15 protein-coding genes are annotated in these 24,720 nt (G+C 64.3%); 14 read left to right on the forward strand and 1 reads right to left on the reverse strand.

Translation table 11 applies throughout. The features are described from left to right. Nucleotides 1-3 precede the first annotated feature (3 nt). The 14 genes from treS to KR767_RS15005 all read left to right on the forward strand — a co-directional run bounded on the left by treS (nt 4) and on the right by KR767_RS15005 (nt 22,626). On the forward strand, nt 4-3,330 hold the full coding sequence (gene treS, locus KR767_RS14940) for a maltose alpha-D-glucosyltransferase (RefSeq protein ID WP_250876825.1): 3,327 nt from the start codon (nt 4-6) through the stop codon (nt 3,328-3,330). Then, on the forward strand, nt 3,327-5,513 hold the full coding sequence (glgB, locus tag KR767_RS14945) for a 1,4-alpha-glucan branching protein GlgB (protein WP_425602682.1): 2,187 nt from the start codon (nt 3,327-3,329) through the stop codon (nt 5,511-5,513). Before treS ends, glgB begins: the two co-directional genes overlap by 4 nt. A gap of 11 nt (nt 5,514-5,524) precedes the next feature. Next, a complete protein-coding gene (gene glgX, locus KR767_RS14950) occupies nt 5,525-7,636 on the forward strand; it encodes a glycogen debranching protein GlgX (protein WP_250876826.1) in 2,112 nt (703 codons plus the stop codon). Beyond that, the gene (gene treZ, locus KR767_RS14955) at nt 7,633-9,384 is read left to right on the forward strand and encodes a malto-oligosyltrehalose trehalohydrolase (RefSeq protein WP_250876827.1); all 1,752 of its coding nucleotides are present in this window, start codon (nt 7,633-7,635) and stop codon (nt 9,382-9,384) included. The genes glgX and treZ overlap by 4 nt, the downstream gene beginning before the upstream one ends. A gap of 4 nt (nt 9,385-9,388) precedes the next feature. Continuing rightward, nucleotides 9,389-11,467, forward strand: coding sequence for a 4-alpha-glucanotransferase (gene malQ, locus KR767_RS14960; protein ID WP_208392537.1), 2,079 nt, complete (start codon nt 9,389-9,391; stop codon nt 11,465-11,467). Then, entirely contained in the window at nt 11,464-14,070 is a 2,607-nt protein-coding gene (gene treY, locus KR767_RS14965; protein ID WP_250876828.1) for a malto-oligosyltrehalose synthase, read from the forward strand. The genes malQ and treY overlap by 4 nt, the downstream gene beginning before the upstream one ends. 291 nt (nt 14,071-14,361) lie before the next feature. After that, nucleotides 14,362-15,042, forward strand: coding sequence for a (d)CMP kinase (cmk, locus tag KR767_RS14970; RefSeq protein WP_166948556.1), 681 nt, complete (start codon nt 14,362-14,364; stop codon nt 15,040-15,042). Between the two features lie 166 nt (nt 15,043-15,208). After that, nucleotides 15,209-16,882, forward strand: a complete 1,674-nt coding sequence (gene rpsA, locus KR767_RS14975; RefSeq protein ID WP_166948554.1) for a 30S ribosomal protein S1 — start codon at nt 15,209-15,211, stop codon at nt 16,880-16,882. Nucleotides 16,883-16,977: 95 nt separating this feature from the next. After that, nucleotides 16,978-17,280 (forward strand): integration host factor subunit beta, encoded by a 303-nt coding sequence (locus KR767_RS14980; protein ID WP_166948552.1) that lies wholly within the window; start codon nt 16,978-16,980, stop codon nt 17,278-17,280. Between the two features lie 125 nt (nt 17,281-17,405). Continuing rightward, nucleotides 17,406-17,666: a LapA family protein gene (locus KR767_RS14985; protein WP_250876829.1), complete on the forward strand. Its 261-nt coding sequence runs from the start codon at nt 17,406-17,408 to the stop codon at nt 17,664-17,666. After that, a complete protein-coding gene (lapB, locus tag KR767_RS14990; protein ID WP_166948548.1) occupies nt 17,663-18,835 on the forward strand; it encodes a lipopolysaccharide assembly protein LapB in 1,173 nt (390 codons plus the stop codon). Before KR767_RS14985 ends, lapB begins: the two co-directional genes overlap by 4 nt. Further along, the gene (locus tag KR767_RS14995; RefSeq protein ID WP_243853184.1) at nt 18,832-19,869 is read left to right on the forward strand and encodes an MraY family glycosyltransferase; all 1,038 of its coding nucleotides are present in this window, start codon (nt 18,832-18,834) and stop codon (nt 19,867-19,869) included. The genes lapB and KR767_RS14995 overlap by 4 nt, the downstream gene beginning before the upstream one ends. After that, nucleotides 19,856-21,754: a polysaccharide biosynthesis protein gene (locus tag KR767_RS15000; protein ID WP_166948546.1), complete on the forward strand. Its 1,899-nt coding sequence runs from the start codon at nt 19,856-19,858 to the stop codon at nt 21,752-21,754. The genes KR767_RS14995 and KR767_RS15000 overlap by 14 nt, the downstream gene beginning before the upstream one ends. Further along, nucleotides 21,751-22,626 carry a UTP--glucose-1-phosphate uridylyltransferase gene (locus KR767_RS15005; protein WP_250876830.1) on the forward strand — a complete coding sequence of 292 codons (876 nt, stop codon included), beginning with the start codon at nt 21,751-21,753 and terminating at the stop codon, nt 22,624-22,626. Before KR767_RS15000 ends, KR767_RS15005 begins: the two co-directional genes overlap by 4 nt. A gap of 456 nt (nt 22,627-23,082) precedes the next feature. Here KR767_RS15005 and KR767_RS15010 read toward each other — a convergent pair whose 3' ends face one another. Continuing rightward, complete coding sequence (locus tag KR767_RS15010; RefSeq protein WP_250876831.1) at nt 23,083-24,654, reverse strand: amidase; 1,572 nt, start codon at nt 24,652-24,654, stop codon at nt 23,083-23,085. Between the last annotated feature and the right edge of the window lie 66 nt (nt 24,655-24,720).

Below are 24,720 nucleotides of genomic sequence, written 5' to 3' on the forward strand. Positions count from 1 at the left end.
TCCATGGCAACACGCGGCAAAGGCAAGAAGCAGGTCAAGGCGCCGGATTTTTCCAGTGATCCGCTCTGGTACAAGGACGCGATCATCTACCAGGTGCACCTGAAGTCGTATTTCGATGCGAACGATGACGGCGTGGGCGATTTCCAGGGCCTGATCGACAAGCTCGACTACATCGCGGACCTGGGCGTGAATACGCTCTGGCTGCTTCCGTTCTATCCCAGCCCCCGCCGGGATGATGGCTACGACATCGCCGAGTACAAGGCGGTGCACGAGGACTACGGCAAGCTGGCCGATGCGAAGCGCTTCATCAGCGAAGCGCACAAGCGTGGCCTGCGTGTCATCACCGAGCTGGTCATCAACCACACCTCCGACCAGCATCCGTGGTTCCAGCGCGCACGGCAGGCGAAGAAGGGCTCGGCTGCCCGTAATTTCTATGTCTGGTCGGATACGGACCAGGCCTATGACGGCACGCGCATCATCTTTCTCGACACCGAGAAGTCGAACTGGACCTGGGACCCGGTGGCGGGACAGTACTTCTGGCATCGCTTCTTCTCGCACCAGCCGGACCTGAACTTCGATAATCCTGCGGTGCTGAAGGCCGTGCTCGACGTGATGCGCTTCTGGCTCGACATGGGCGTGGATGGCCTGCGCCTGGACGCCGTGCCCTACCTGATCGAGCGCGAAGGCACCAATAACGAAAACCTGCCCGAAACGCACGCGATCCTGAAGCTGATGCGTGCCGAGATCGACCAGCACTACCCGGATCGCATGCTGCTGGCCGAGGCCAACCAATGGCCCGAAGATACCCAGGACTATTTCGGCAACGGCGACGAATGCCATATGGCGTTCCACTTTCCGCTGATGCCGCGCATGTACATGGCGATCGCGCGGGAAGACCGTTTTCCGATCACCGACATCATGCGGCAGACGCCGGCCATTCCGGAAAACTGCCAGTGGGCCATCTTCCTGCGCAACCATGACGAGCTGACGCTTGAAATGGTTACGGACAACGAGCGCGATTACCTGTGGCAGACGTACGCCGCAGATCGCCGTGCCCGCATCAACCTCGGCATCCGTCGTCGTCTTGCGCCCTTGCTGGAGCGCGACCGTCGCCGCATCGAACTGATGAATGCGTTGCTGTTGACCATGCCGGGCACGCCGGTGCTTTACTACGGCGACGAGATCGGCATGGGTGACAACATCCATCTTGGCGACCGTGACGGTGTGCGCACGCCGATGCAGTGGTCGGTGGACCGCAACGGCGGTTTCTCGCGTGCCGATCCCGCCAGCCTCGTGCTTCCGCCGATCATGGACCCGCTCTATGGCTTCCAGGCGATCAACGTCGAAGCCCAGCAGCGCGATCCGCATTCGCTGCTCAACTGGACGCGCCGCATGCTGGCCGTGCGCAAGCGCTACAAGGCGTTCGGTCGCGGCACGCTGAAGTTCCTGTATCCGGGCAACCGCAAGGTGCTGGCTTACCTGCGCGAGTTCGGCGACGAACACGTGCTGTGCGTGGCCAACATGTCGCGCACGCTTCAGGCCGTGGAGCTGGATCTCAATCTTTTCGAAGGCCAGGTGCCGGTCGAGATCGTTGGTGGCACCTCGTTCCCCCCGGTGGGGCAGCTGCCGTATCTGCTGACGGTGCCGCCTTACGGTTTCTATGCGTTCCAGCTGCTGCCTAACGCCCAGATGCCCGACTGGCACGAAGTGCCGGCCGAAACCCTGCCGGACTACGAGACCCTCGTCTTGCGCGGTGCGCTGGTCGAAGGGCCCGTGATGGAACACCACCGGGGTGTGATCGAGAAGCAGGTGCTGCCGGGTTATCTGGCGGTGCGCCGCTGGTTTGCGTCGAAGGATCGCGGCATCGAGCAGGTAAAGGTGCTGCATGCCGCTCCGTGGCCTGATCGCGGTGACGACCTGATCTTTACCGAAATCGAAGCCACGCTGGCCGATGGGGGCAAAGAACGCTACAGCCTGCCGGTGGGTATCGTCTGGGAAGACGAAAGCCCCACCGCACGGCAGCAGAACCTGACCCTTGCACGGGTACGCCGTGGCCGTCGCATCGGTATTCTCACCGATGGTTTCTCCCTCGATGCCTTCGCTTCCGGCCTGCTGATCGGGCTGCGCGCCGGAACGGCACTGCCGATCCATGGCGGCACCATCCGTTTCGAGAAGACGGATATCTTCGACACGACCGAGTTCGACACGGAGATCGAGAGTCGCTGGCTGACGTCGGAGCAATCGAACAGCTCGATGATTCTGAACGATGCCGGCGTGGTGAAGCTGTTCCGGCGCACGTCGGCCGGCATCAATCCCGAAGTGGAGATGGGCCGGTACCTCACCGAGCACGGCTACGCCAATACGGCGCAGCTGCTTGGTGAGGTGGTGATGATCGGCGATGGCGGCGAGCGCACGACCGTTGCCGTACTACAGGGTTTCCTGCGCAACCAGGGCGATGCATGGCGCTGGACGCTGGATTACCTGCGCCGCAGCTACGACGAATACAACCATTCCAGCCATGCCGCCGAAGACGCGCGTCGCAATGAGATCGAGGCGGGTTATGACGCCTTTGCCACGGCGGTAGGCACCCGGTTGGCCGAATTGCACGCCTTGCTGGCCCAGCCCACCGATATCCCTGCGTTCGCCCCCGAGCGTGCGAGCGATACGACGGTGGCCGGCTGGGGTGCAGGTGTTCGCGAGCAGGTGGCGCGTGCGCTGGCCTCGGTCGACAGCACGGGCGGCATGCCGGATGAACTGGTGGCGGACGTGGAGGCCTTGCGCGGACTGGCCTCGACGCTGGACGAACGGATCGCCAGGCTGGCGAAGGCCGGGCAGGGTGCGCCGATCACGCGCACGCACGGCGACTTCCATCTTGGTCAGATCCTCGTCGTCCAGGACGATGCCTACATCATCGATTTCGAGGGCGAGCCGGCACGCACGCTCGACGAGCGTCGTGGCAAGAGCTCGCCGCTGCGCGATGTGGCCGGTTTCCTGCGCTCGCTCGACTACGCAGCAGCCATGGCACGGCGCGGCGAGGATGGCCTGGCACCGGTGGAGGACGAAGGTTTCGCCGTGTACCTGGCCCGCTTCCGCGAGCGTTCGTCGCGGGTGTTCCTCGACGCTTATCGCCGGGTGCTGGATGAAGCCCCGGTGCGCTGGATCGATGCCGACGCGCTTGCGTCTGTGCTCGAACTTTTCGTGATCGAGAAGGCGGCTTACGAGGTGAGCTACGAAGCCGCCAACCGACCCGGCTGGCTCGATGTTCCGCTGCGCGGCCTGCTTCAGGCGGCGCGCGGTGACACCGCCCAGGAACTGAAGGAGGATACGTGATCGACTCACGGACCTATGGTCTCGACAACCCGGCGGCGATCGATGCGCTGGTCGAAGGCACGCATGGCGACGCGTTCGCCGTGCTGGGCCCCCATGTCGTGGACGGCCGTCGCGTCGTTCGCACCTTCCAGCCAGGTGCCGACGGCGTCGAACTCATCGATGCCGGCGGCCGGGTGCTGAAAGCGCTGGACCGGCTCCACGATGCAGGGCTGTTCGCAGGCGATACGGGAGACGCTTCCGGTTACCGTCTGCGGGTGCGCTGGCCGGACGCCACGCAGGACACCCACGATCCCTACGCGTTCGGTACCTTGCTCGACGAAGACGATCTACACCGCTTCGCGGAGGGTACGCATACGGGGCTGTTCCGCTTCCTGGGCGCGCACCCTTCGGTGGTCGATGGCGTGCATGGCGTGCGTTTCGCGGTCTGGGCGCCGAATGCCCGACGGGTGAGCGTCGTCGGTGACTTCGACAGCTGGGACGGGCGCCGTCATCCCATGCGCAAACGCGTACCGGCCGGTGTCTGGGAGCTGTTCGTGCCCGGCCTGCTGCCCGGCGCCCGCTACAAGTACGAGGTGCTGGGCGCGGATGGTTCGCTGACCCAGCGCGCGGACCCCGTGGCGCTGGCCGCCGAGCTGCCACCTTCGACGGCATCCATCGTGGCTGACCCGGCGGCCTTTCACTGGACCGATGAGGACTGGCTGCGCCGGCGCGGCGCGCTGCACCATGCAGGCTCGCCACTGTCGATCTACGAACTGCATGCCGGTTCGTGGTTGCGCGGCCAGGATGGGCGTGAGTTGCACTGGGACGAACTGGGCGAACGCCTGATTCCCTACGTGGCGGGCATGGGCTTTACCCATATCGAGTTGCTGCCGGTTTCCGAGCACCCCTTTGGCGGCTCCTGGGGCTACCAGCCGCTGGGCCAGTTCGCGCCTACCTCGCGTTTTGGCACGCCCGAGGCGTTTGCGCGTTTCGTCGATCGCTGCCACGAGGCCGGCGTGGGCGTGATCGTGGACTGGGTGCCCGCGCATTTTCCGACCGATATCCACGGCCTTGCGCACTTCGACGGCACGCCGCTGTATGAGCATGCCGATCCTCGCGAAGGTTTCCACCAGGACTGGAATACGCTGATCTTCAACCTGGGCCGCAACGAGGTATCGGCTTTCCTTGTGTCCAGCGCCCTGGCATGGCTGGAGCGTTTTCATGTGGACGGCCTGCGCGTGGATGCCGTGGCCTCGATGCTTTACCGCGATTATTCGCGCAAGGCCGGCGAATGGGTGCCCAATATCCATGGCGGCCGTGAAAACCTCGAATCCATCGCTTTCCTGCGCCGGGTCAACCAGCTGGTGGTCGAGCGTCATCCGGACTGCATGACCATCGCGGAAGAATCCACGGCATGGCCGGGCGTCACGCGGCCGGTGGAGGAGGGCGGCCTGGGTTTCACCTTCAAGTGGAACATGGGCTGGATGCACGATTCGCTGGAATACATGTCGCGCGATCCCATCCATCGCCGCTGGCACCATGGCGAGATGACCTTCAGCATGATCTACGCGTACTCCGAGCGTTACGTGCTACCGCTGTCGCATGATGAAGTAGTGCACGGCAAGCGCTCGCTGCTGGGCCGCATGCCCGGCGACGAATGGCAGCGCTTTGCCAACCTGCGTGCCTATTACGGCTTCATGTGGGGCCACCCCGGCAAGAAGCTGCTGTTCACCGGTGGCGAGATCGCCCAGCCGCACGAATGGAACCACGACGCCCAGATCGCCTGGGATCTGCTCGACCATCCCCTGCACCTGGGCGTGCAACGGCTCGTGCGCGACCTCAACCGCGTTTACGCCGACACGCCCGCGCTGTACGCGCTGGATGCCGATCCGCGCGGATTCCGCTGGGTGATCGGCGATGACGCGGACCAGAGCGTCTTTGCATGGCTTCGCTTTGCCGAAGGCGAGGCGCCTGCCCTGGTCATCAGCAACATGACTCCTGCGCCACGCCATGGGTTCCGCATCGGCGTGCCGCAGGACGGTCGCTGGCGTGAGGCGATCAATTCCGATGCCGACGCCTACGGTGGCTCAGGCGTGGGCAATGAAGGCGAACGCCATGCCCAGGCGGTGCCGTCGCACGGTTTCGACCACTCGCTGGTCGTCAGCCTTCCACCGCTATCCACGGTCATTTTCGTGGCCGACTGACGAGGACCCCGATGCCCGCTCTTCCCGAACGCATGCAGTCCGGCTCGCCGTATCCCCTCGGCGCGACCTGCGACGGCATGGGCACCAATTTCGCCGTGTTCTCCGCGCATGCCGAGCGCATCGAGCTTTGCCTGTTCGATCCCTCCGGCAAGCGGGAGATCGCACGTTACGAGCTGCCCGAGTGCACGGATGAGATATGGCACGGCTACCTGCCACGGGTGCGTGGCGGCACGCTGTACGGCTTCCGCGCCTATGGTCCTTATCTGCCGGAAGAAGGTCACCGGTTCAATCCGAACAAGCTTCTGCTCGATCCCTACGCAAGGCTGCTTCACGGGCAGGTTCGCTGGTCGGACGTGCTGCACGGATATCGCGTGGCGTCATCACGGGCCGACCTGTCTTTCGACCGTCGCGACAGCGCGGCGGCCATGCCGAAAGCCGTCGTCGTCGATGAACCGATGCACTGGAACGGCGGCCATCGCCCACATACACCGTGGAATCGCACGGTGGTCTACGAGACCCACCTGAAGGGTTTCACGCGCAACCTCAAGCGCATCCGTCCGCATGAGCGGGGCACGTTCATTGCGCTGGCCGACCCTTATGTCATCGAGTATCTGGTGAAGCTGGGGGTGACGGCGGTCGAACTGCTGCCGGTACACGCCTTCCTGCAGGACCGTCGCCTCACCGAGATGAAGCTGCGCAATTACTGGGGCTACAACACCCTGGCGTTCTTCGCGCCCGAGCCGGCCTACCTGGCGGAAGGTGCGCTCAACGAGATACGCGCCGCCGTGCAGGCGCTGCATGCGGCAGGCATCGAGGTGATCCTCGACGTGGTGTACAACCACACCTGCGAAGGCAGCGAACTGGGCACGACGCTGTCATTCCGTGGCCTGGACAACAAGAGCTATTACCGGTTGATGCCGGACGATCCGCGTTACTGCATCAACGACACCGGTACTGGTAACACCGTGAATACGGCGCATCCGCGCGTGCTGCAGCTGGTGATGGATTCGTTGCGCTACTGGGTGCAGACCTTTCATGTCGACGGCTTCCGTTTTGACCTGGGCGTAAGCCTGGGGCGCGAGGAGCATGGTTTTGATCCCAACAGCGGCCTGTTCGACGCCATGCGCCAGGACCCGGTGCTCAACAGCGTCAAGCTGATTTCCGAGCCGTGGGATATCGGCCCGGGTGGCTACCAGCTGGGCAACCATCCCCCGGGCTTCGGCGAGTGGAACGGCAAGTTCCGCGATGACGTGCGCCGGTTCTGGAAGGGCGATTCGGGCATGCGTGGCACGTTGGCCGGGCGTTTGCAGGCATCCGGCGAGCTTTTCGACCACCAGCGCCGCAAGCCCTGGTCATCGGTGAACTTCATCACCGCGCATGACGGCTTCACGCTGGAAGACCTGGTCAGCTACAACGACAAGCACAACGAAGCCAACGGCGAAGACAACCGCGACGGCGGCAACGACAACGAAAGCTACAACCACGGCGTCGAAGGCCCCACCGACGATCCCACGATTCTTGCCACGCGCGACCGGGTCAAGCGAGCCCTGCTGTCGACCCTGTTCTTTTCGCACGGCACGCCGATGCTGCTGGGCGGCGACGAGTTCGGGCGCACGCAGCATGGTAACAACAACGCGTACTGCCAGGATAACGAACTGTCCTGGTACGACTGGAAGCTGGCCACCTCCGATCGCGGCAAGGAGCTGACCGATTTCACGGCAAGACTCGTTCGCCTGCGCGACCAGCATCCCACCCTGAGGGCCGCACACTTTCTTCGTGGGGACACCGAGGTGGTGCCCGGCATAAAGGAGGTCAGCTGGTTCGACGAAAGCGGCTCGGAAATGACCCAGGAAACCTGGGACTACACGGAGGGCCGTCTGCTGGCCTTGCGCCGTGCGCAGTCCCAGGGTGATAAGCGGGCCGATCTCACCCTTATCCTCATCAACGGCACGCCGGACATGCATGTGTTCCAGTTGCCGCAGCCCGCGGTGGCCTGGCGCGTGCGCTCGGACAGTTCGAAACCGGGGGCTCCCGAGAAGGCGTGGCCGGAGGCGTCGATCGAGGTGGAAGGGCATAGCGTCATCCTGCTGGCGGCTTCCGCACGGGTGGAGCCGGCGGCATGACGAGCCGGTTCGTTCACGCCATGCCTTACGGCGCGAAGCCGCTGGGTGACGACAAGGTGCGCTTCCGGTTATGGGCGCCCGATGTGGAGACCGTGTCCATCGAGTGCGACACGGGTCATCGCGCGACCATGCGTGCGCTGGACGATGGCTGGTTCGAATGTGTCTGCCCGGCCCCGTTCGGTTCGGGCTACCGCTTCCGGGTGGGCAAGGATGTGGTCGTGCCCGATCCCGCTTCGCGTCGGCAGCGCGAGAGTGATGTACATGGCTACAGTGTTGTCGTAGACCCGTCTTCCTATGCATGGAAGCACGATACGTGGCAGGGCCGGCCATGGCATGAGGCGGTGATCTACGAACTGCACGTGGGTCTTCTGGGTGGTTATCGTGGCGTGGAGATGGTGCTTCCGCACCTGGCGTCGCTGGGCATTACCGCTGTGGAACTGATGCCGATTGCCGAATTCCCTGGCGATCGCAACTGGGGCTACGACGGTGTACTGCCCTATGCGCCATCCGCGTCCTACGGCACGCCCGACGACCTGAAGTCCTTGATCGACACGGCGCACGGCCTGGGGCTGATGGTGTTCCTCGACGTCGTCTACAACCACTTCGGGCCGGAAGGTAATTATCTGGGCGCCTATGCCTCGCGTTTCTTCGATGAGGCCACGCATACGCCCTGGGGCGCGGCCATTGGCGTATCCACGCCACAGGTGGGCGATTACTTCGTGCACAACGCGCTCTACTGGCTTGAGGAATACCGGTTCGATGGGCTTCGCTTCGATGCGGTGCATGCCATCGGCAATCCGGGCTGGCTGGGCTCGCTGGCAGCACGCGTCCACGCGGCGATGGGGCCGGAGCGCCATGTACATCTGGTGCTGGAGAACGAAGCAAACCAGGCGAATCTCCTGGGCAGGGGGCGTTTCGATGCACAGTGGAACGACGACTTCCACAATGCGATCCACGTGCTGCTGACCGGCGAGGACGAGGGTTACTACGCCCATTACGAACCGGCAATGGACAAGCTCCTGCGCAGCCTTCGCGAAGGCTTTGCGTATCAGGGCGAGGTGATGGGCGACAGACGGCGCGGCGAGCCCAGCGCGCATCTCGCGGCCTCCCGGTTCGTCAATTTCCTGCAGAACCACGACCAGATCGGCAACCGCGCCTTCGGTGACCGGCTTAGCGCGATGATCCATCCGGAAACGATGGAGGCGGCACTGGTGCTTCTGCTGCTGGCCCCGTTCGTGCCGATGCTGTTCATGGGCGAGGAGTGGGGTAGTCGCACACCCTTCCTGTTCTTTACCGATTTCATCGACGAGCGGATGCGCCGCGCGGTGAGAGAAGGGCGTCGCAAGGAGTTTGCCGCCTTCGCAAGTTTTGCCGGGGAAGAAATCCCCGACCCCAATGACTACGACACGTTCACCGCCTCGATTCCCGAGCGCGATATCGCGCTGGGTGAAGCGCGGCGTACGTTCGTGCGCTCGTTGATCGCCGTCCGGCGCGAGTATATCGGGCCGCATATAGCCGACGCCCATGGGCAGGATGCACAGGCGCTGGGTGCACAGGCTTTTGTGGCGTCCTGGTCGTTGTCGGGGCGCACGTTAACGATCTTCGTCAATCTCGGCGACACCGACGTCACGATCGAACGGACACCATCCTCGTCCGCGGCGTGGCTGCATGGTGACGCCGCCACCGTTGCCGCCGTTTCGCGTGGCCTGCTCCCCGCCCGCCGCGCCGTTGCCCGCCTGGAGTCGTAACGCCGTGAATGCCCCCCTGGACGATCGTCTGGTCCTGCTTGCCGAACAGGCGGGCGTGGACGTGAACTGGCGCGATGCGCTGGACAGGCCCCGAACGACACCCCCTGACACCTTGCGCGCCGTGCTCCGGGCACTGGGCCTGCCGGCCGACACGAAGGACGACATCGATGCGAGCCTGCATCGCATCGAGGGCGAGCGTAGCGGGCGTACGCTGCCCCGGCTGGTCACGGCCGACGTGGCCGGCGAAATCCACCTGCCGCCGCTGCCCCGCGGACGTCGCTGGAAACTTATCGGTGCCGACGATGTTGCCGTGGGAGAAGGGGAGGTGGCTTCGGGCGGCGCATCCATTCCGGCACCTGCGGTGCCGGGCTACTACACCTTGCTGCTGGACGAGCAGGACGTGACGGTTGCCGTTGCGCCGGCGCGGGCGCTGGGTGTCGGCGAAATCCCGCGCATGCGTCGTGCCTGGGGCATGGCTGCCCAGGTTTCGGCACTGCGTCGTCCCGGCGATGGCGGACTTGGCGATTTCACCGCGTTGGAGCTATGCGTACGGGCTGCTGCCGAGAAGGGTGCCGATGCGCTGGCGATCAGTCCTGTGCATGCCTTGTTCGCTGCCGCGCCGGAGCGTTACAGCCCGTATGCACCGTCGAGCCGCCTGTTCCTCAATAGTCTTTATATCGATCCGGTCCGGACCAGTGGCGAGCAGACCGTGCGCGCCGTGATCGATACGCACAACCTGCGGCAGGAACTGGCCGAACTGGAATGGCTGGAGCTGATCGACTGGCCACGCGCGGCGCGCGCCAGGATGACGATCCTGCGATCGGTCTACGAATGGGCGTCGGTGGACTTCAATCATTCCGAACGGTTCGCCGCCTTCCGCCGCGAACAGGGCGAGCCCCTGGAGCGGCATGCCCGCTTCGAGGCCCTGCATGCGGACTTCACCGCGCATGGCCGGCCGGGTGGCTGGCAGGGGTGGCCGGAGGCGTTTCGTGACCCGGCGGGTGCCGAGGTCGCTGCGTTTGCCCGCGAGCATTCGCGCGAGGTGGCCTTCCATGCATGGCTGCAATGGCTGGCCGCGCAGGGGCTGTCCGATGCACAGAAGGCCGCGCGGGATGCGGGGATGGGTATCGGTCTCGTGGCCGATCTTGCGGTCGGTGCCGACGCGGGCGGAAGCCACGCCTGGGCGCATCAGGCAGAGGTCTTCCATGGCCTTTCGGTGGGAGCACCACCGGATGCGTTGAACCGGTTGGGACAGGACTGGGGACTGACAACCTTCTCTCCGCGCGGCCTGCGCGAATCAGGATTCCGCGGATTCATCGGCATGCTGCGTGCGGCCCTGGCTTACGCGGGTGGCGTGCGCATCGATCATGTGCTGGGGCTGAAGCGATTGTGGATGGTGCCGCAAGGGGCAGGGGCGACCGAAGGTGCTTATGTGCGCTACCCGCTGGACGACCTGCTGCGACTGATTGCGCTGGAATCCCACCTGCATCGGGCCATCATCATCGGCGAAGACCTGGGCACCGTACCGTCGGATTTCCGCAAGAGCATTGGCGACAAGAACGTGCTCGGTATCCGCGTGCTGTGGTTCGAGCGCGCAGCCGATGGCGGTTTCATCGCGCCGGAGGAATGGTCGGACAACGCAATGGCTACCACGAGCACGCACGATATCGCGACGGTGGCCGGCTGGTGGAGCGGGCGCGACGTGGAATGGCGCAAGCGCACCGGACTCGATGATCCCGACGTGGACGAGGCCGCACAGCGCGAGACCGAGAGACACCGCCTGTGGAGTGCCTTGTGTGCATCGGGTTCTGCCTGGAACGCCGATGCCCCCCCGGCCCCGGACGATATCTCACCGGTGGTGGTGGCTGCCGCGAAACATGTGGCGCAGACGCCGGCCCCGCTGGCGATCTTTCCGGTGGAGGATGTGCTGGGCCTGCATGAACAGCCCAACCTGCCGGGCCCCACGGATGCCATTCATCCGAACTGGCGTCGACGCATGCCCGATTCGTCGGCGCGGCTGTTCGACGGACCCATCGCCCATGCCGTGTGCGCGACGATCGACCAGACACGGAATCGTACGTGAGCCCGCCCAGGTCCCTTGCGCGTCTGCAACTGCATGCGGGGTTTACCTTCGACGATGCGGCGCAGGTGGTGCCGTATTATGCGCGACTGGGTGTGAGCCATCTTTATGCATCGCCGATCCTGCGGGCAAGGCTGGGTTCCACGCATGGCTATGATGTCGTCGATTGCAACGAAGTCAGTTCTGAAATAGGTTGCGAAGAGGGTTTGCGTCGCCTCGTTGGGGCGCTACGCGAGCATGGCATGGGCCTCGTGGTGGACATCGTGCCCAACCATATGGGCACCGGTCCTGAGAATGCGTGGTGGATGGACGTGCTGCAGCATGGCCGCGACAGCCGTTACGCCGGACACTTCGACATCGACTGGCAGTCGCCCGATCCACTGCTGCGTGGACGACTGCTGCTGCCCGTGCTGGGTGCGGGATACGAGCAGACGCTTCGCGAAAGTCACCTGCATCTGGTGCGCCGGCATGGCGAGTGGATGCTGCGCCTGTATGACGATTACCTTCCGCTGTCGCCCGCCTCGGTGCGCGACCTGACGGACGATGCGCCGGCGCAGCACGATCCCGGTAACGACGAAGGTCGCGCCCGGCTGCATGCACTGATCGAGAAACAGCACTATCGCCTGGCATTCTGGAAGCTTGCCAGCGACATGGTGAACTACCGGCGCTTCTTCGATATCAACGATCTCGTTGGCCTGCGCATCGAGCGCACGGCGGTGTTCGAGGACACGCACCGCACTATTTTCCGGCTGTATGCGGAAGGGTTGATCGACGGCGTTCGCTGCGATCACGTGGATGGCCTGGCTGATCCACGTCGCTATTGCCGGCAGTTGCGGCATCGTTTCGAGCGGTTGCGGTCACAGCGCCCGAAGGACGCGCCGCATGATGCGGCCTATATCGTCGTGGAGAAGATTCTCGCCGAGGAAGAGAGCCTGCGTAGCGACTGGCGCGTGGATGGCACCACGGGTTACGAATTCATGGACCAGGTCTCCGCCGTGCTCCACGACGAGGAAGGCGAGGCGCCACTCAGTGGACTGTGGCGCAGCCTGACCGGTGACGGTGCCGACTTCGCCACGCAGGCGGTCCGCGCGCGGCGACAGATCCTGGTCGACAGCTTCGAGTCGGAGCTGGAGCGTACCGCCCGTGCCTTGTTCGCTTCGGCGAGGGCTTCCGTGGTGACCCGGGATGTATCCCTCGCGGCGATCCGTCGTGTGCTGGTGGAACTGCTGGTGCATTTTCCCGTGTATCGCACCTATGTCGGTGGTGCGGGGCGTGATGCCGTCGACGAGGCGGTCTTCGCCCGGGCGGTGGAGGGCGCCCAGCGCACGGTGCGCGGAGAGGATGCGGACCTGCTGTACCTGGTCGCGACGTGGCTCGGTGGTGAAGCGCCGCGCAGCCTGCCGCCCGGCCCGGTACGCCGGGCGCGGGAGCGGGCCATCGCCGTGTTCCAGCAGGCGACCTCGCCGGTGGCCGCCAAGGCCGTCGAAGACACGGCGGGCTACCGCTATGGGCGCCTGTTGTCGCGCAACGAGGTGGGCGTGGATGCGGCGCATCTCGCGCTAGCGGTCGAGGCCTTTCATCGTTTCGCTATCGAGCGGGTAGAGACCTTCCCCCATACCTTGCTCACCACGGCGACCCACGATCACAAGCGAGGCGAAGATCTCCGGGCCCGGCTGGCCGTGCTTTCGGAAGTGGCTGCACGCTGGGTGCCGACCGTGGAGCGCTGGCGCATGCGCCACGAAGCGTTCCGGCGTCGGGCGGAGGGGCGCATGGCGCCTTCGGCTGCCGATGAGCTGATGCTCTACCAGATGCTGGTGGGAGCGTGGCCGTTCGACCTGGAAGTGAGCGACGAAGACGGGTTGGAGGCGTTTGCCACGCGCATCGCCGCCTGGCAGCGCAAGGCCTTGCGCGAGGCGAAGCGCTGGACGCGCTGGACGTCGCCGAACGAACCCTATGAAGACGCCTGCGAGGACTTCCTCCGGGCGATGCTCTCGGGGGAGGCTGCGGCCGAGTTGCGGGCTTTTGCCAGTTACATCGCGGTGCCGGGTGTGGCGAACGCGCTGGCCCAGGTCGTGCTGCGGCTGACGATGCCTGGCGTGCCTGATCTTTACCAGGGCACCGACTACTGGGACTTCAGTCTCGTGGACCCCGACAACCGGCGGCCGGTGGATTTCGAGGCGCGTTCACGTTCCATGGCGCGGGATGGGGCGCCGCTCGATGCGCTGGCCGGGTGGCATGACGGGGTGGTCAAGCAGGCCGTGATTCATCGGCTGCTCTGCCTGCGCAAGACGCATCCGGCGCTGTTCGCTCAAGGCGGGTATCGCCCGGTGGAGGCGCAGGGTCCTGGGGCGGGGCATGTGCTGGCCTTTCTTCGCGAGCATCGGGGAAGGATGTTGTTCGTGGCGGTGGGGCGGCATCTGGCGCCGTGGCTGGCGGGGGCCGATACGCCGGAGGTTCCGGTTGAATGCTGGGAGGGCACGACCCTCGCGCTGCCTGAGCGGGCATGGCGTGGGGTATTGGTCGAGGGCCAGCTGGAAGGCGGGGTGGTCCCGGCGGCCGCGGTGTTTGGTGGGTTGCCTGTGGCGGTCTGGGAGGCTGGGCGTTAGGGGCGGCCGGATTGGGTGGGGTTTTTCGGCTTCGCCGGTCGCGCGCAGGCGCGCTCCTACACAAGCCGGGCCGCCGAGCGCGCCTGCGCGCAACCGGCCGTGGCGACACCCCCAGAGCCACCGCCCCCCCACCCTGTAGGAGCGCGCCTGCGCGCGACCGGCGAAGCTGGAACATCCACGCACGCCGCAAGCCCCCGTAACAAGGCCGCGCCTGCCCCCAGGGCCGCTACCACGCCCTCCCAACCCTGTCCACGACGATATGATGCGGGTTTCCCGAGCGAGGTATTCCCCATGGCCCACCCGACGGTCGTTCCCGTCCTTACCATCGACGGGCCTTCCGGGTCCGGCAAGGGCACCATCAGTCGCCTGGTGGCCGAGAAGCTCGGCTGGCGCCTGCTCGATTCCGGGGCTCTGTACCGCGCAGTGGGCTACGCCGCAGGCGAGCAGGGTATCGACCTCTCCGACGTGGACGCCGTCACCCGCTGCGCCCAGACCGTGAAGATCCGCTTCCAGGCCAGTCCCGACGGCGGTGAGACGCATGTGCTGGTGAACGGCCACGATGCCACGGACGAACTGCGCACCGAGACCGCCGGGGCGGCCGCTTCGGCCATTGCCGTCATCCCCTCCGTCCGCCAGGCCCTGGTCGACCTCCAGCTGGGTTTTCGCAAGGCCCCCGGCCTGGTCGCCGATGGCCGGGACATGGGCACGGTGATCTTCCCGGACGCCGCCCACAAGGTATTCCTGACCGCCAGCGCGGCCGAACGGGCTAAAAGGCGCTATAAGCAGTTGAAGGATAAGGGTCTGAGCGTTACACTTGCAGGCCTTCAGCGAGAGATCGAGGCGCGCGACGAGCGTGACGCGTCGCGGGCGGTCGCCCCGCTGAAGCCCGCCGAGGGCGCCGTGGTGGTCGATACCACGGGCATGCCCATCGAGGTGGTGGTGGCAAAGGTTTTCGCCGTGGTGCGTCCCTGACGCGTCCGGCACAACGCCCATGCAGTGCGCATGGGTTCTTGGCAACGGTGCCGGGGGGCACACTTGATATCTCCCCTGAGCACCCACAACCGGTGGGTCCCCTGACCGCTAGCGTTCAAGAAGCACGCCTGCGCCGGGTACGACCTTTCATAACCCTGGAATCAACATGACTGAAAGTTTTGCCGAACTGTTTGAACAGAGCCAGCAGGCCATTTCGAAGCTGAAGCCCGGCTCCATCGTCACCGGTATCGTTGTGGAAATCCGCAACGACGTGGTGGTGATCAACGCCGGCCTGAAGAGCGAAGGCATCGTTCCGATCGAGCAGTTCAAGGACGAAAACGGCGCTCTCGAAGTGGAAGTGGGCGACGAAGTCAAGGTCGCGCTCGACGCGCTCGAAGACGGCTTCGGCGAGACCAAGCTCTCCCGTGAGAAGGCCAAGCGTTCGATGGTGTGGGACGACCTCGAGCAGGCGTTCGACAAGGAAGAGACCATCACCGGCAAGATCTCCGGCAAGGTCAAGGGCGGCTTCACGGTCGACATCAAGGATGTCCGCGCATTCCTGCCGGGTTCCCTGGTCGACGTGCGTCCGGTCCGTGACCCGGTCTACCTCGAGGGCAAGGACCTCGAGTTCAAGATCATCAAGCTCGACCGCAAGCGCAACAACGTGGTCGTCAGCCGCCGCGCCGTCGTCGAGACCGAGTTCTCCGAAGAGCGCGAGAAGCTGCTTGAGCGCCTCACCGAAGGTGCGGTCGTCAAGGGCGTGGTCAAGAACCTCACCGATTACGGCGCATTCGTGGACCTCGGCGGCATCGACGGCCTGCTCCACATCACCGATATGGCGTGGAAGCGCGTGCGTCACCCGTCGGAAGTGGTCAACGTCGGCGACGAGCTGGACGTCCGCGTCCTCAAGTACGACCGCGAGCGCAACCGCGTCTCGCTCGGCCTGAAGCAGCTCGGCGACGACCCGTGGGTCGCCATCGCCCGCCGCTACCCGGTCGGCAGCCGTCTGTTCGGCAAGGTCTCCAACGTCACCGATTACGGCTGCTTCGTCGAGATCGAGCCGGGCGTCGAAGGCCTGGTGCACGTCTCCGAGATGGACTGGACCAACAAGAACGTCAACCCGGCCAAGGTCGTCCAGGTCGGTGACGAAACCGAAGTCATGGTCCTCGACGTCGATGAAGAGCGTCGTCGTATCTCCCTGGGCATCAAGCAGACCCGCTCGAACCCGTGGGAAGCCTTCGCCGCCATGCACAAGAAGGGCGACAAGGTCTCCGGCCAGATCAAGTCGATCACCGATTTCGGCATCTTCATCGGTCTCGAAGGCGGCATCGACGGTCTCGTCCACCTGTCCGACATCTCGTGGCAGGCCTCGGGTGAAGACCTCGTCCGCAACTTCAAGAAGGGCGACGAAGTCGAAGCCGTGGTCCTGGCCGTTGATCCGGAGCGCGAGCGCATCTCGCTCGGCATCAAGCAGATGGAGCAGGATCCGTTTGGTCAGTTCATGGCGACCAATCCGCGCGGTACCGTTCTGAACGGCACCGTGAAGGAAGTCGACGCCAAGGGCGCGATCATCGACCTGGGCGAAGGCGTCGAGGGCTACATCCGTGCCAACGACATCGCCAAGGAGCGTGTGGAAGACGCCACGCAGCACCTGAAGGTCGGCGACCAGGTTGAAGCCAAGTTCACCGGCATGGATCGCAAGGGCCGTCAGCTCCAGCTGTCGATCCGCGCGAAGGACGAGGAAGATCTGGCCGACACCATGGCCGACTACCAGTCCGCCGCCGGTGGCACGACCAAGCTCGGCGCGCTCCTCAAGGAGCAGATGAACAAGGCCGACTAACTGGCCTGATCGTCGGAAGAGGGGCGGTTCGCCGCCCCTCTTCATGCAAGATCCAAGTCTCGAGCCTCAGCTTTAAAGAAGAAAACAGGGGACCCATGACAAAGTCGGAACTCATCGAGGCGCTGGCGCGGCGCCAGACCCACCTTGCCTTCAGCGACGTGGAACTTGCCGTCAAGAGCGTGCTTGAGCAGATGAGCCAAGCTCTCTCCACGGGCGAGCGCATCGAGATCCGCGGCTTCGGCAGCTTCGCTCTGCACTTCCGTCCGCCGCGCATGGGGCGCAACCCCAAGACGGGCGATGCCGTGGCTCTGCCCGGCAAGCACGTCCCGCACTTCAAGCCAGGCAAGGAATTGCGCGAACGCGTGAATCTCGCCCTGGAAAACGACGCCGCGTTCTGACGCGGCGTTTTTTTTATGTCCCTGTGGGCCATGGCCCATCCATTGCCGTAAACAGGCCTTGTCAACCTGTACGAAATCGTAATCGCGGCACACCACGCCATTCATGATTCGGGTACAGTCCCCGGATGCGTCTGATCGCCATCATCCTTCTGCTGCTGTTCGTCGCCGCCGGCATCGTTTTCGGCGCGCTCAATGCCGACCTCGTTCCCTTCGATTTCGGTTTCGCACGTGCCTCCCTTCCGAAGGGTGCCGCCATGCTGGTGGCCCTGTTGATCGGCTGGATACTGGGGGGCATCACCGCATGGGTGGGCACTTCCTTCGCCCATCAGCGCAGGCGCCGTCGTGCACTGGGTGACCGCAAGGCAGGCAGCGCGAAGTCCGCATGAATCCTATCTGGCTGCTGGCGCTGATACCCCCGCTGGCCTTCGTTTCCGGCTGGTGGTTTGCCCGTCGCACGCATACGCGGCGTTCCGGTGAGCGGGTCAACGAGCTTTCCTCCGATTACTTTCGTGGCCTGAACTACCTGCTCAACGAGGAGCAGGACAAGGCGCTCGAGGTATTCCTGCGCCTGGCCGAATACAACCGCGATACGGTGGAAACCCATCTCGCGCTGGGCAACCTGTTCCGCAAGCGTGGTGAGGTAGACCGCGCCATCCGCGTTCACCAGCACCTGGTCTCGCGACAGGGGCTGTCCGACGAAATGAAGACCATCGCCCTGCTTGAACTGGGCGAAGACTATATGCGCGCAGGTTTGCTCGATCGCGCAGAGACGCTGTTCTCCGATCTCGTCGCGATGGACGCCCTGGCACCGTCGGCCTTGCGCCATCTGATTGCGATCTACCAGCACGAGCGCGAATGGCACAAGGCCATCGACCATGCGCGCCGCATGGAGGCCATGACCGGCGAAGACGAGTCGGCCATGATCGCCCAGTTCTATTGCGAGCTGGCCGAGCAATCGCGTCTGCACGGTGCGCGTACGGAAGCCCGTGACTACGTGCGCGAGGCTTTTTCCTGCCAGGCGGATTGCGTGCGTGCCCACATGATCGCCGGCCGGCTTTCGGCCGAAGACGACGACATGCCGGCGGCCATTGCCTCCTACGAGGCGGCCATTGCCGCCGACATCGCTTTCGTGCCCGAAATCCTGCCACCACTGCTCATTTGCTATTCGCGCTCACAGCAGATGGATCGCGCGGAGGACTTCCTGCGCGAGATCATGCAACGCTATCACGGCATTTCGCCGGTACTGGCGCTGACGCGACTCTACGAGGGCAGGGACGGTGAGCGCACGGCTATCGACTTCCTCACTGGCCAGCTGCGCAAGCGCCCCTCCGTCCGTGGACTCATGGCGCTCATCGACGCCACCATGGACAAGGTGTCCGGCGAAGCCCGCGAAAATTACCTGATCCTCCGCGACCTGACCCGCAAGCTGCTGGAAGGGCAGGCCATGTACCGGTGCAGCCGCTGCGGTTTCGGTGCAAAGGCCCATCACTGGCAGTGCCCGAGCTGCAAGAACTGGGGCACGGTTCGTCCCATCCACGGTGTGGCCAACGAATGACGCTGCCGGTCATGGATGGGGTACAGACCCTGGCCGGCTGTACGGCCATTGCCTTCATCGTTTCCTTCCTGTGCGTCCGTGCCGCCATTGCCTATGCGCAGCGGCGGGGCATGCTCGATACCCCGGGGCGTCGTCGCTCGCACTCCATCCCCACGCCGCGTGGTGGTGGTATCGGTATCGTCCTGGGTGCGCTGGTGGGCATGCCGGCAGCACTTCTGCTGCTTCCCATGTCGCCGGGTGGCCCGGTGGTAGCCGCATTCACGGTGGCCACGGTGGCTGTCGCCGCCATCGGCTGGCTCGACGACCACGGTTCGCTGCCGATCCGGCCCCGCCTGTTCATCCAGCTGGCCGCCACCCTGCTTCTATGTGTGGCCGTGGCCGCGACGACGACCAGCCTCTGGTGGGCGCTGCCCCTGCTGCTGGCGGGTGTCTGGTGCATCAACCTGCATAACTTCATGGATGGCATCAACGAGCTGGCGGCCCAGCAGGCGATGTTTTTTGGTGCCGCCAGCGCGGCCCTGGCCTGGAGTGCCGGATCCCAGGCGCTTGCGGGGGCCGGCCTGGCCATGACGGCGGCATCCGCAGGATTCTGGTGGTTCAACCGGTCGCCAGCCCGTATTTTCATGGGGGATGTGGGCAGCGGCACCCTGGGCCTCTTTGTTTTCGCGATGTCCGCGATGCTCTGGGCATGTCGTACGAACTTGCTGTGGCCCGCCCTGGTGTTCTCGTCGGCCTTCGTCATCGACGCCACCTTGACGCTGCTCGTGCGAATGCTTCGTGGTGCGCGCTGGTACACTCCGCACCGCGAGCACCTCTATCAGTGGCTCGTGAGACGGGGTTCGTCCCACCGGCGGGTGGCCGCAGGCTACCTGGCATGGAACGTTCTCGTCTGCGTTCCCGTCGCATGGATCGCGTTCCGCCTGCCCGAGGCGGGGCCCTTGTGTTTCGTGGCAACGTATGTGGTAGGGGCAGCGGTCTGGCGTACTGGCAAGCGTTATTGCTTGCGTCGAAGGGAGCGACATGTTTCTGCGTAAGTTCATCGGCATCATCCACCCGCGTACCGCCGTGGTCGCCCACGACCTGGCCATGGCCGCGCTCGCCTGGTGGATCGCCAAATCGTTGCGCTATGCCCTGATGCCGTCGCTGGAGCCGGTCACCTACCTGCCGATGGAATTTCCCATCGTGCTTCTGGTGCAGGGCGCGGTGTTCAACTGGACGGGGCTCTATAAGGGCGTATGGCGGTTTGCGAGCCTGCCCGACCTGTGGAACATCATCCGTGCCACGGTGATCGGCTCGCTGATCATCGGCCTGGCCATGGTCATGTATTCGCGGCTGGACGGTGTGCCGCGCTCGGTGCTGCTGGTGTATCCGGTGGTGCTGGTCGTACTGCTGGGCCTTCCTCGCCTGAGCTACCGCTTCTGGAAGGACAGCCGCATCGACCTGTTCCAGTCCACCCCGACCAAGCGGGTGCTTATCGTGGGCGCGGATCGCGCGGGCGATGCACTGGCGCGCGATCTTCGTCGCGACAGCCGTTACAGCGTGATCGGTTTCGTGGACGACAACACGGCCCTTCGTGGCGCGCAGATCGGTGGTGTTCCGGTACTGGGTACGGTCGACCAGCTCGCCGAACTGTCGCGGGCCGTGGCAGTGCAGATGCTGCTCATCGCTGTACCCGGTGCCAGCACGGCGCAGATGCGCCGGATCGTCTCGTATTGCGAAAGCACGGGCCTGCCGTTCCGCACGGTTCCGCGTCTCGAAGACGTCGTGGCCGGTCGCGCCCAGTTCAACGAGATCAAGGAAGTGGCCATCGAGGATCTGCTGGGTCGCGATGCGGTCGAGCTGGACTGGACGGCTATCCGCGAGAACGTCAGCGGCCGCCGCGTCCTGGTGACCGGCGGTGGTGGTTCGATCGGTTCCGAGCTCTGTCGCCAGGTTGCCCGGCTCGGCGCCCAGTCGCTGACCGTGGTGGAGATGTCCGAGTACAACCTCTACCGGATCGGCCAGGAACTGACCTCGGCCTATCCAGAGCTCATCTTCAACGGCGTGCTGGCGGATGCCCGCGAGGCGGTGGCGATCAACCGCCTGTTCGAGGAAACCCAGCCGCAGATTGTGTTCCATGCGTCGGCCTACAAGCATGTGCCGATGCTCCAGGGGCAGCTGCGTGAGGCCTTCCGCAACAACGTGCTCGGTACCCGCGTGGTGGCCAATGCGGCCGTGCGCTGCGGTGTCGAATCCTTCGTGCTGATTTCCACCGACAAGGCGGTCAACCCGACCTCGGTCATGGGTGCCTGCAAGCGCATGGCGGAGATCTGGTGCCAGAACCTCGCCGCGCATACGTCTACACGTTTCATTACGGTCCGCTTCGGTAACGTACTCGACTCGGCCGGCTCGGTGGTGCCGCTGTTCCGCAGGCAGATCCGCCAGGGCGGTCCGGTGACGATCACCCATCCGGAGATATCGCGCTACTTCATGACGATTCCCGAAGCCTGTCAGCTGATCCTGCAGGCGGCGAGCCTCGGCAAGGGTGGCGAGATCTTCGCGCTCGACATGGGCGATCCGGTGAAGATCCGCGACCTGGCCGAGCAGATGATCCGTCTGGCGGGCAAGCGTCCGGGTTCGGACATCCAGATCGTGTACACCGGTTTGCGCTCGGGTGAGAAGCTCTTCGAGGAACTGTTCCACCCCCTCGAAAACTACACCAGCACGACGCACGCCAAGATTTTCCAGGCCCAGCACCGGCAGGTGTCGTGGGACCTGTTGCAGACCCAGCTGGCCCGTGCCGAAGAGGCGGTGGCGCAGTTCGATGAAGATACCCTGCGCCGCTGCGTGTCGCAGCTGCTGCCGTCCTTCCGCTGGACCGAGCCGCAGAGCGACAACGTTGTGCCGCTACGACGCAATGAGAACGGAGACAACGCATGACCCAACCCCTGCGCACGGTCGTATTTCCAGTAGCCGGCCTCGGGACGCGCTTCCTTCCCGCGACCAAGGTGGTTGCCAAGGAGATGCTCCCGGTGCTCGACCGGCCCCTGATCCAGTACGCCGTGGACGAGGCCGTCGACGCCGGTGCCGACACGCTGGTGTTCGTCACCAATCGCTACAAGCATGCCATTGCGGATTACTTCGACAAGGCCTACGAGCTGGAAGCGAAGCTCGCGGAGAAGCACAAGGAAGAGCTGCTCAAGATCCTTCGTGACATCCTGCCGAGCCATGTCCGCTGCATCTTCGTCACCCAGCCCGAAGCTCTTGGCCTGGGTGATGCGGTACGTCGCGCCTCGTCGGTGGTGCAGGGCGAGCGCTTTGGCGTGATGCTCCCGGACGACCTGATCTGGAACAAGGGCAAGGGTGCGCTGCGCCAGATGGCGGAGGCTGCCGCCGCTCACGGGGCAGGCGTGATCGCCGTCGAGGAGGTGCCGGAGAAGGACACCGACAAGTACGGTATCGTCGACGCCACGCAGAAGCTGGATGAGCGTTCCTCCGTCATCAAGCACATGGTCGAGAAGCCGAAGCCCGCCGATGCGCCGTCGAACCTCGCCGTGGTCGGTCGCTATGTATTGCCGACGGCTATCTTCGACTATCTGGAGAAGACCACCCCGGGTGCCGGCGGTGAAATCCAGCTGACCGATGCCATCGAAAACCTGTTGAAGGACAATGGCAAGGTGCTGGCTTATCGCTTCGAAGGCACGCGCTTCGATTGCGGCAACAAGGCCGGTCTCGTGCGCGCCACCATGGCGATGGCGCTCGAAGACCCGAAGCTTGCGCCGATCGTTCGCGAGTTTGCCAACAAGGCCTGAGCTTCGTCCGGTGGTCATCGCAAAGGGCCCGCCACTGGCGGGCCTTTTTTTGTTGAGGGGCAGGAGGCAGCCCCGTCGTTCCTGCGAAAGCAGGAACCCAGCGCCCCGGTTCACCAGCAAACACCGCCACGTTTCATCGGCTTGTGTGTAGGTAGCCCTCTCGCAAAAACCCACCGCACTGCACTGGGTCCCTGTTTTCACAGGGACGACGTGAGGGTTAGGTGGGGAGCTGCAATCTCGCAACCCGTCGTTCCTGCGAACGCAGGAACCCAGCGCCCCAGTCCACCAGCCAACACCGCCACGTTGCATCGGCTCGTGTGCAGGTAACCCTCTCGCAAAAACCCACCGCACCGCACTGGGTCCCTGTTTTCACAGGGACGACGTGAGGGGTAGGTAGGGAGTCGCAATCTCGCAACCCGTCGTTCCTGCGAACGCAGGGCGAATGATCAGGTTGTTTTACAACGGCAGCGTAGGCAGGAAAGTAGGTTGCCTGAATGCCTGGGCTTTCTGCTCAACACCGTAAGCGATAGCGATCAAGGTCGGTTCGCTCCATTTCGTGCCGAAAAAAACGACACCCACGGGCAAATGGTGCACAACGTCCACGGGCAGGGTGATCGACGGGTAGCCCGCAATGGCCGCGGGTGCGGAAACGCCGCCGATCGTGGGATCGCCACTGACTACGTGGTCACCGAGCAGCAGGTCGGTCGTGAATGCAGGCCCCCACGACGGCGCAAGCAGGGCATCGAGATGATCTTTCTTCAGCGCTGCATCGATGCCTTCCGGGCCGGCAAGACGGCGGTTGGTTTCGCGTTTTTCGATGTAGGAAGGATCATCAATTCCGCCTTTTGCCTGTGCGGCAACGAAAAGCTCCTGGCCGAACCATGGCATTTCCTTCTGCGCCATGCGTTCGTTGAAGGCGATCAGGTCGACCAGCGTTTTCATGGGCTGATCCGGTCGCGTTGCCAGATAGGCAGCGATGTCGTGCTTGAAGTCCGTCAGCATGACGTCCAGTTCGCGATCGCTCAGTTCGCCCAGGTGAGGGATCTCGACGGGATCGACTACCGTGGCGCCCTGGGCCTTAAGTATGGCAATGGTTTTTTCCAGTGCGCGATCGGCATTGGGTTCGATACCTGCCAGGCGGCGTACGACTCCGATACGTTTTCCACGAAGCGCATCCGGGTCGAGATAGCGCGTGTAGTCGGTCGCGTGACGATCCGCTTCCGCCGTGGCCGGGTCGCGTGGATCGCTGCCCGCTATGACGCCAAGCACCGCCGCCGCATCGGCTACGCTGCGCGCCATGGGGCCGGCAGTATCCTGCGTGGAGGAAATAGGGATGATGCCGGCACGACTTACCAGGCCCACCGTAGGCTTGATGCCCACCAGGCCATTCATCGAAGCAGGACACAGGATCGAGCCATCGGTTTCGCTACCAAGCGATACCGTGGCAAACCCGGCCGCAACAGCAGCCGCAGAACCGGCGCTTGATCCGCAGGCGTTCCGATCGAGAATATAAGGGTTGCGGGTGAGGCCGCCGCGTGCAGTCCAGCCACTGGTGGCATGAGGCGAGCGGATGTTTGCCCATTCGCTCAGGTTGGCCTTGCCCAGGATGATGGCACCCGCCTTGCGCAGTTTTTCGGTCACCGTGGCGTCACGTGGCGCAGGCTTTCCCAGCAGTGCGAGCGAGCCTGCAGTGGTCTGCATGCGATCACCCGTATCGATATTGTCCTTCAGCAGCACAGGAATGCCGGCCAGTGGTGTATTCGCAGGCACGTTCGCGGCAAGGGCGAGCGCATCCGGATTGGTTTCAATCACCGAATGAATCGAAGGGCCTGCCTGGTCCAGGCGCGTAATGCGATCCAGGAACAAGCGCGTAAGTCCTTCAGCGGTGAGTTCACCGGATGCATAGGCTTTGTGGATGTCGGCAATGGACGCGAACGCATCATGGTCCACGGGTGTACGTGCACTCGCGTGCCCTGCGAAACAGGCCAGCGCGAAACCGGTGATCGTTGCCTTCAACGTTATGTGCATGGCGCCTCCCCCTGAATGACAAGAACGTGCGACCACGGATGTCGCCCATGGCTATACTGCCTGCAT

The organism is Luteibacter anthropi, assembly GCF_023699965.1.
Taxonomy (GTDB): domain Bacteria; phylum Pseudomonadota; class Gammaproteobacteria; order Xanthomonadales; family Rhodanobacteraceae; genus Luteibacter; species Luteibacter anthropi.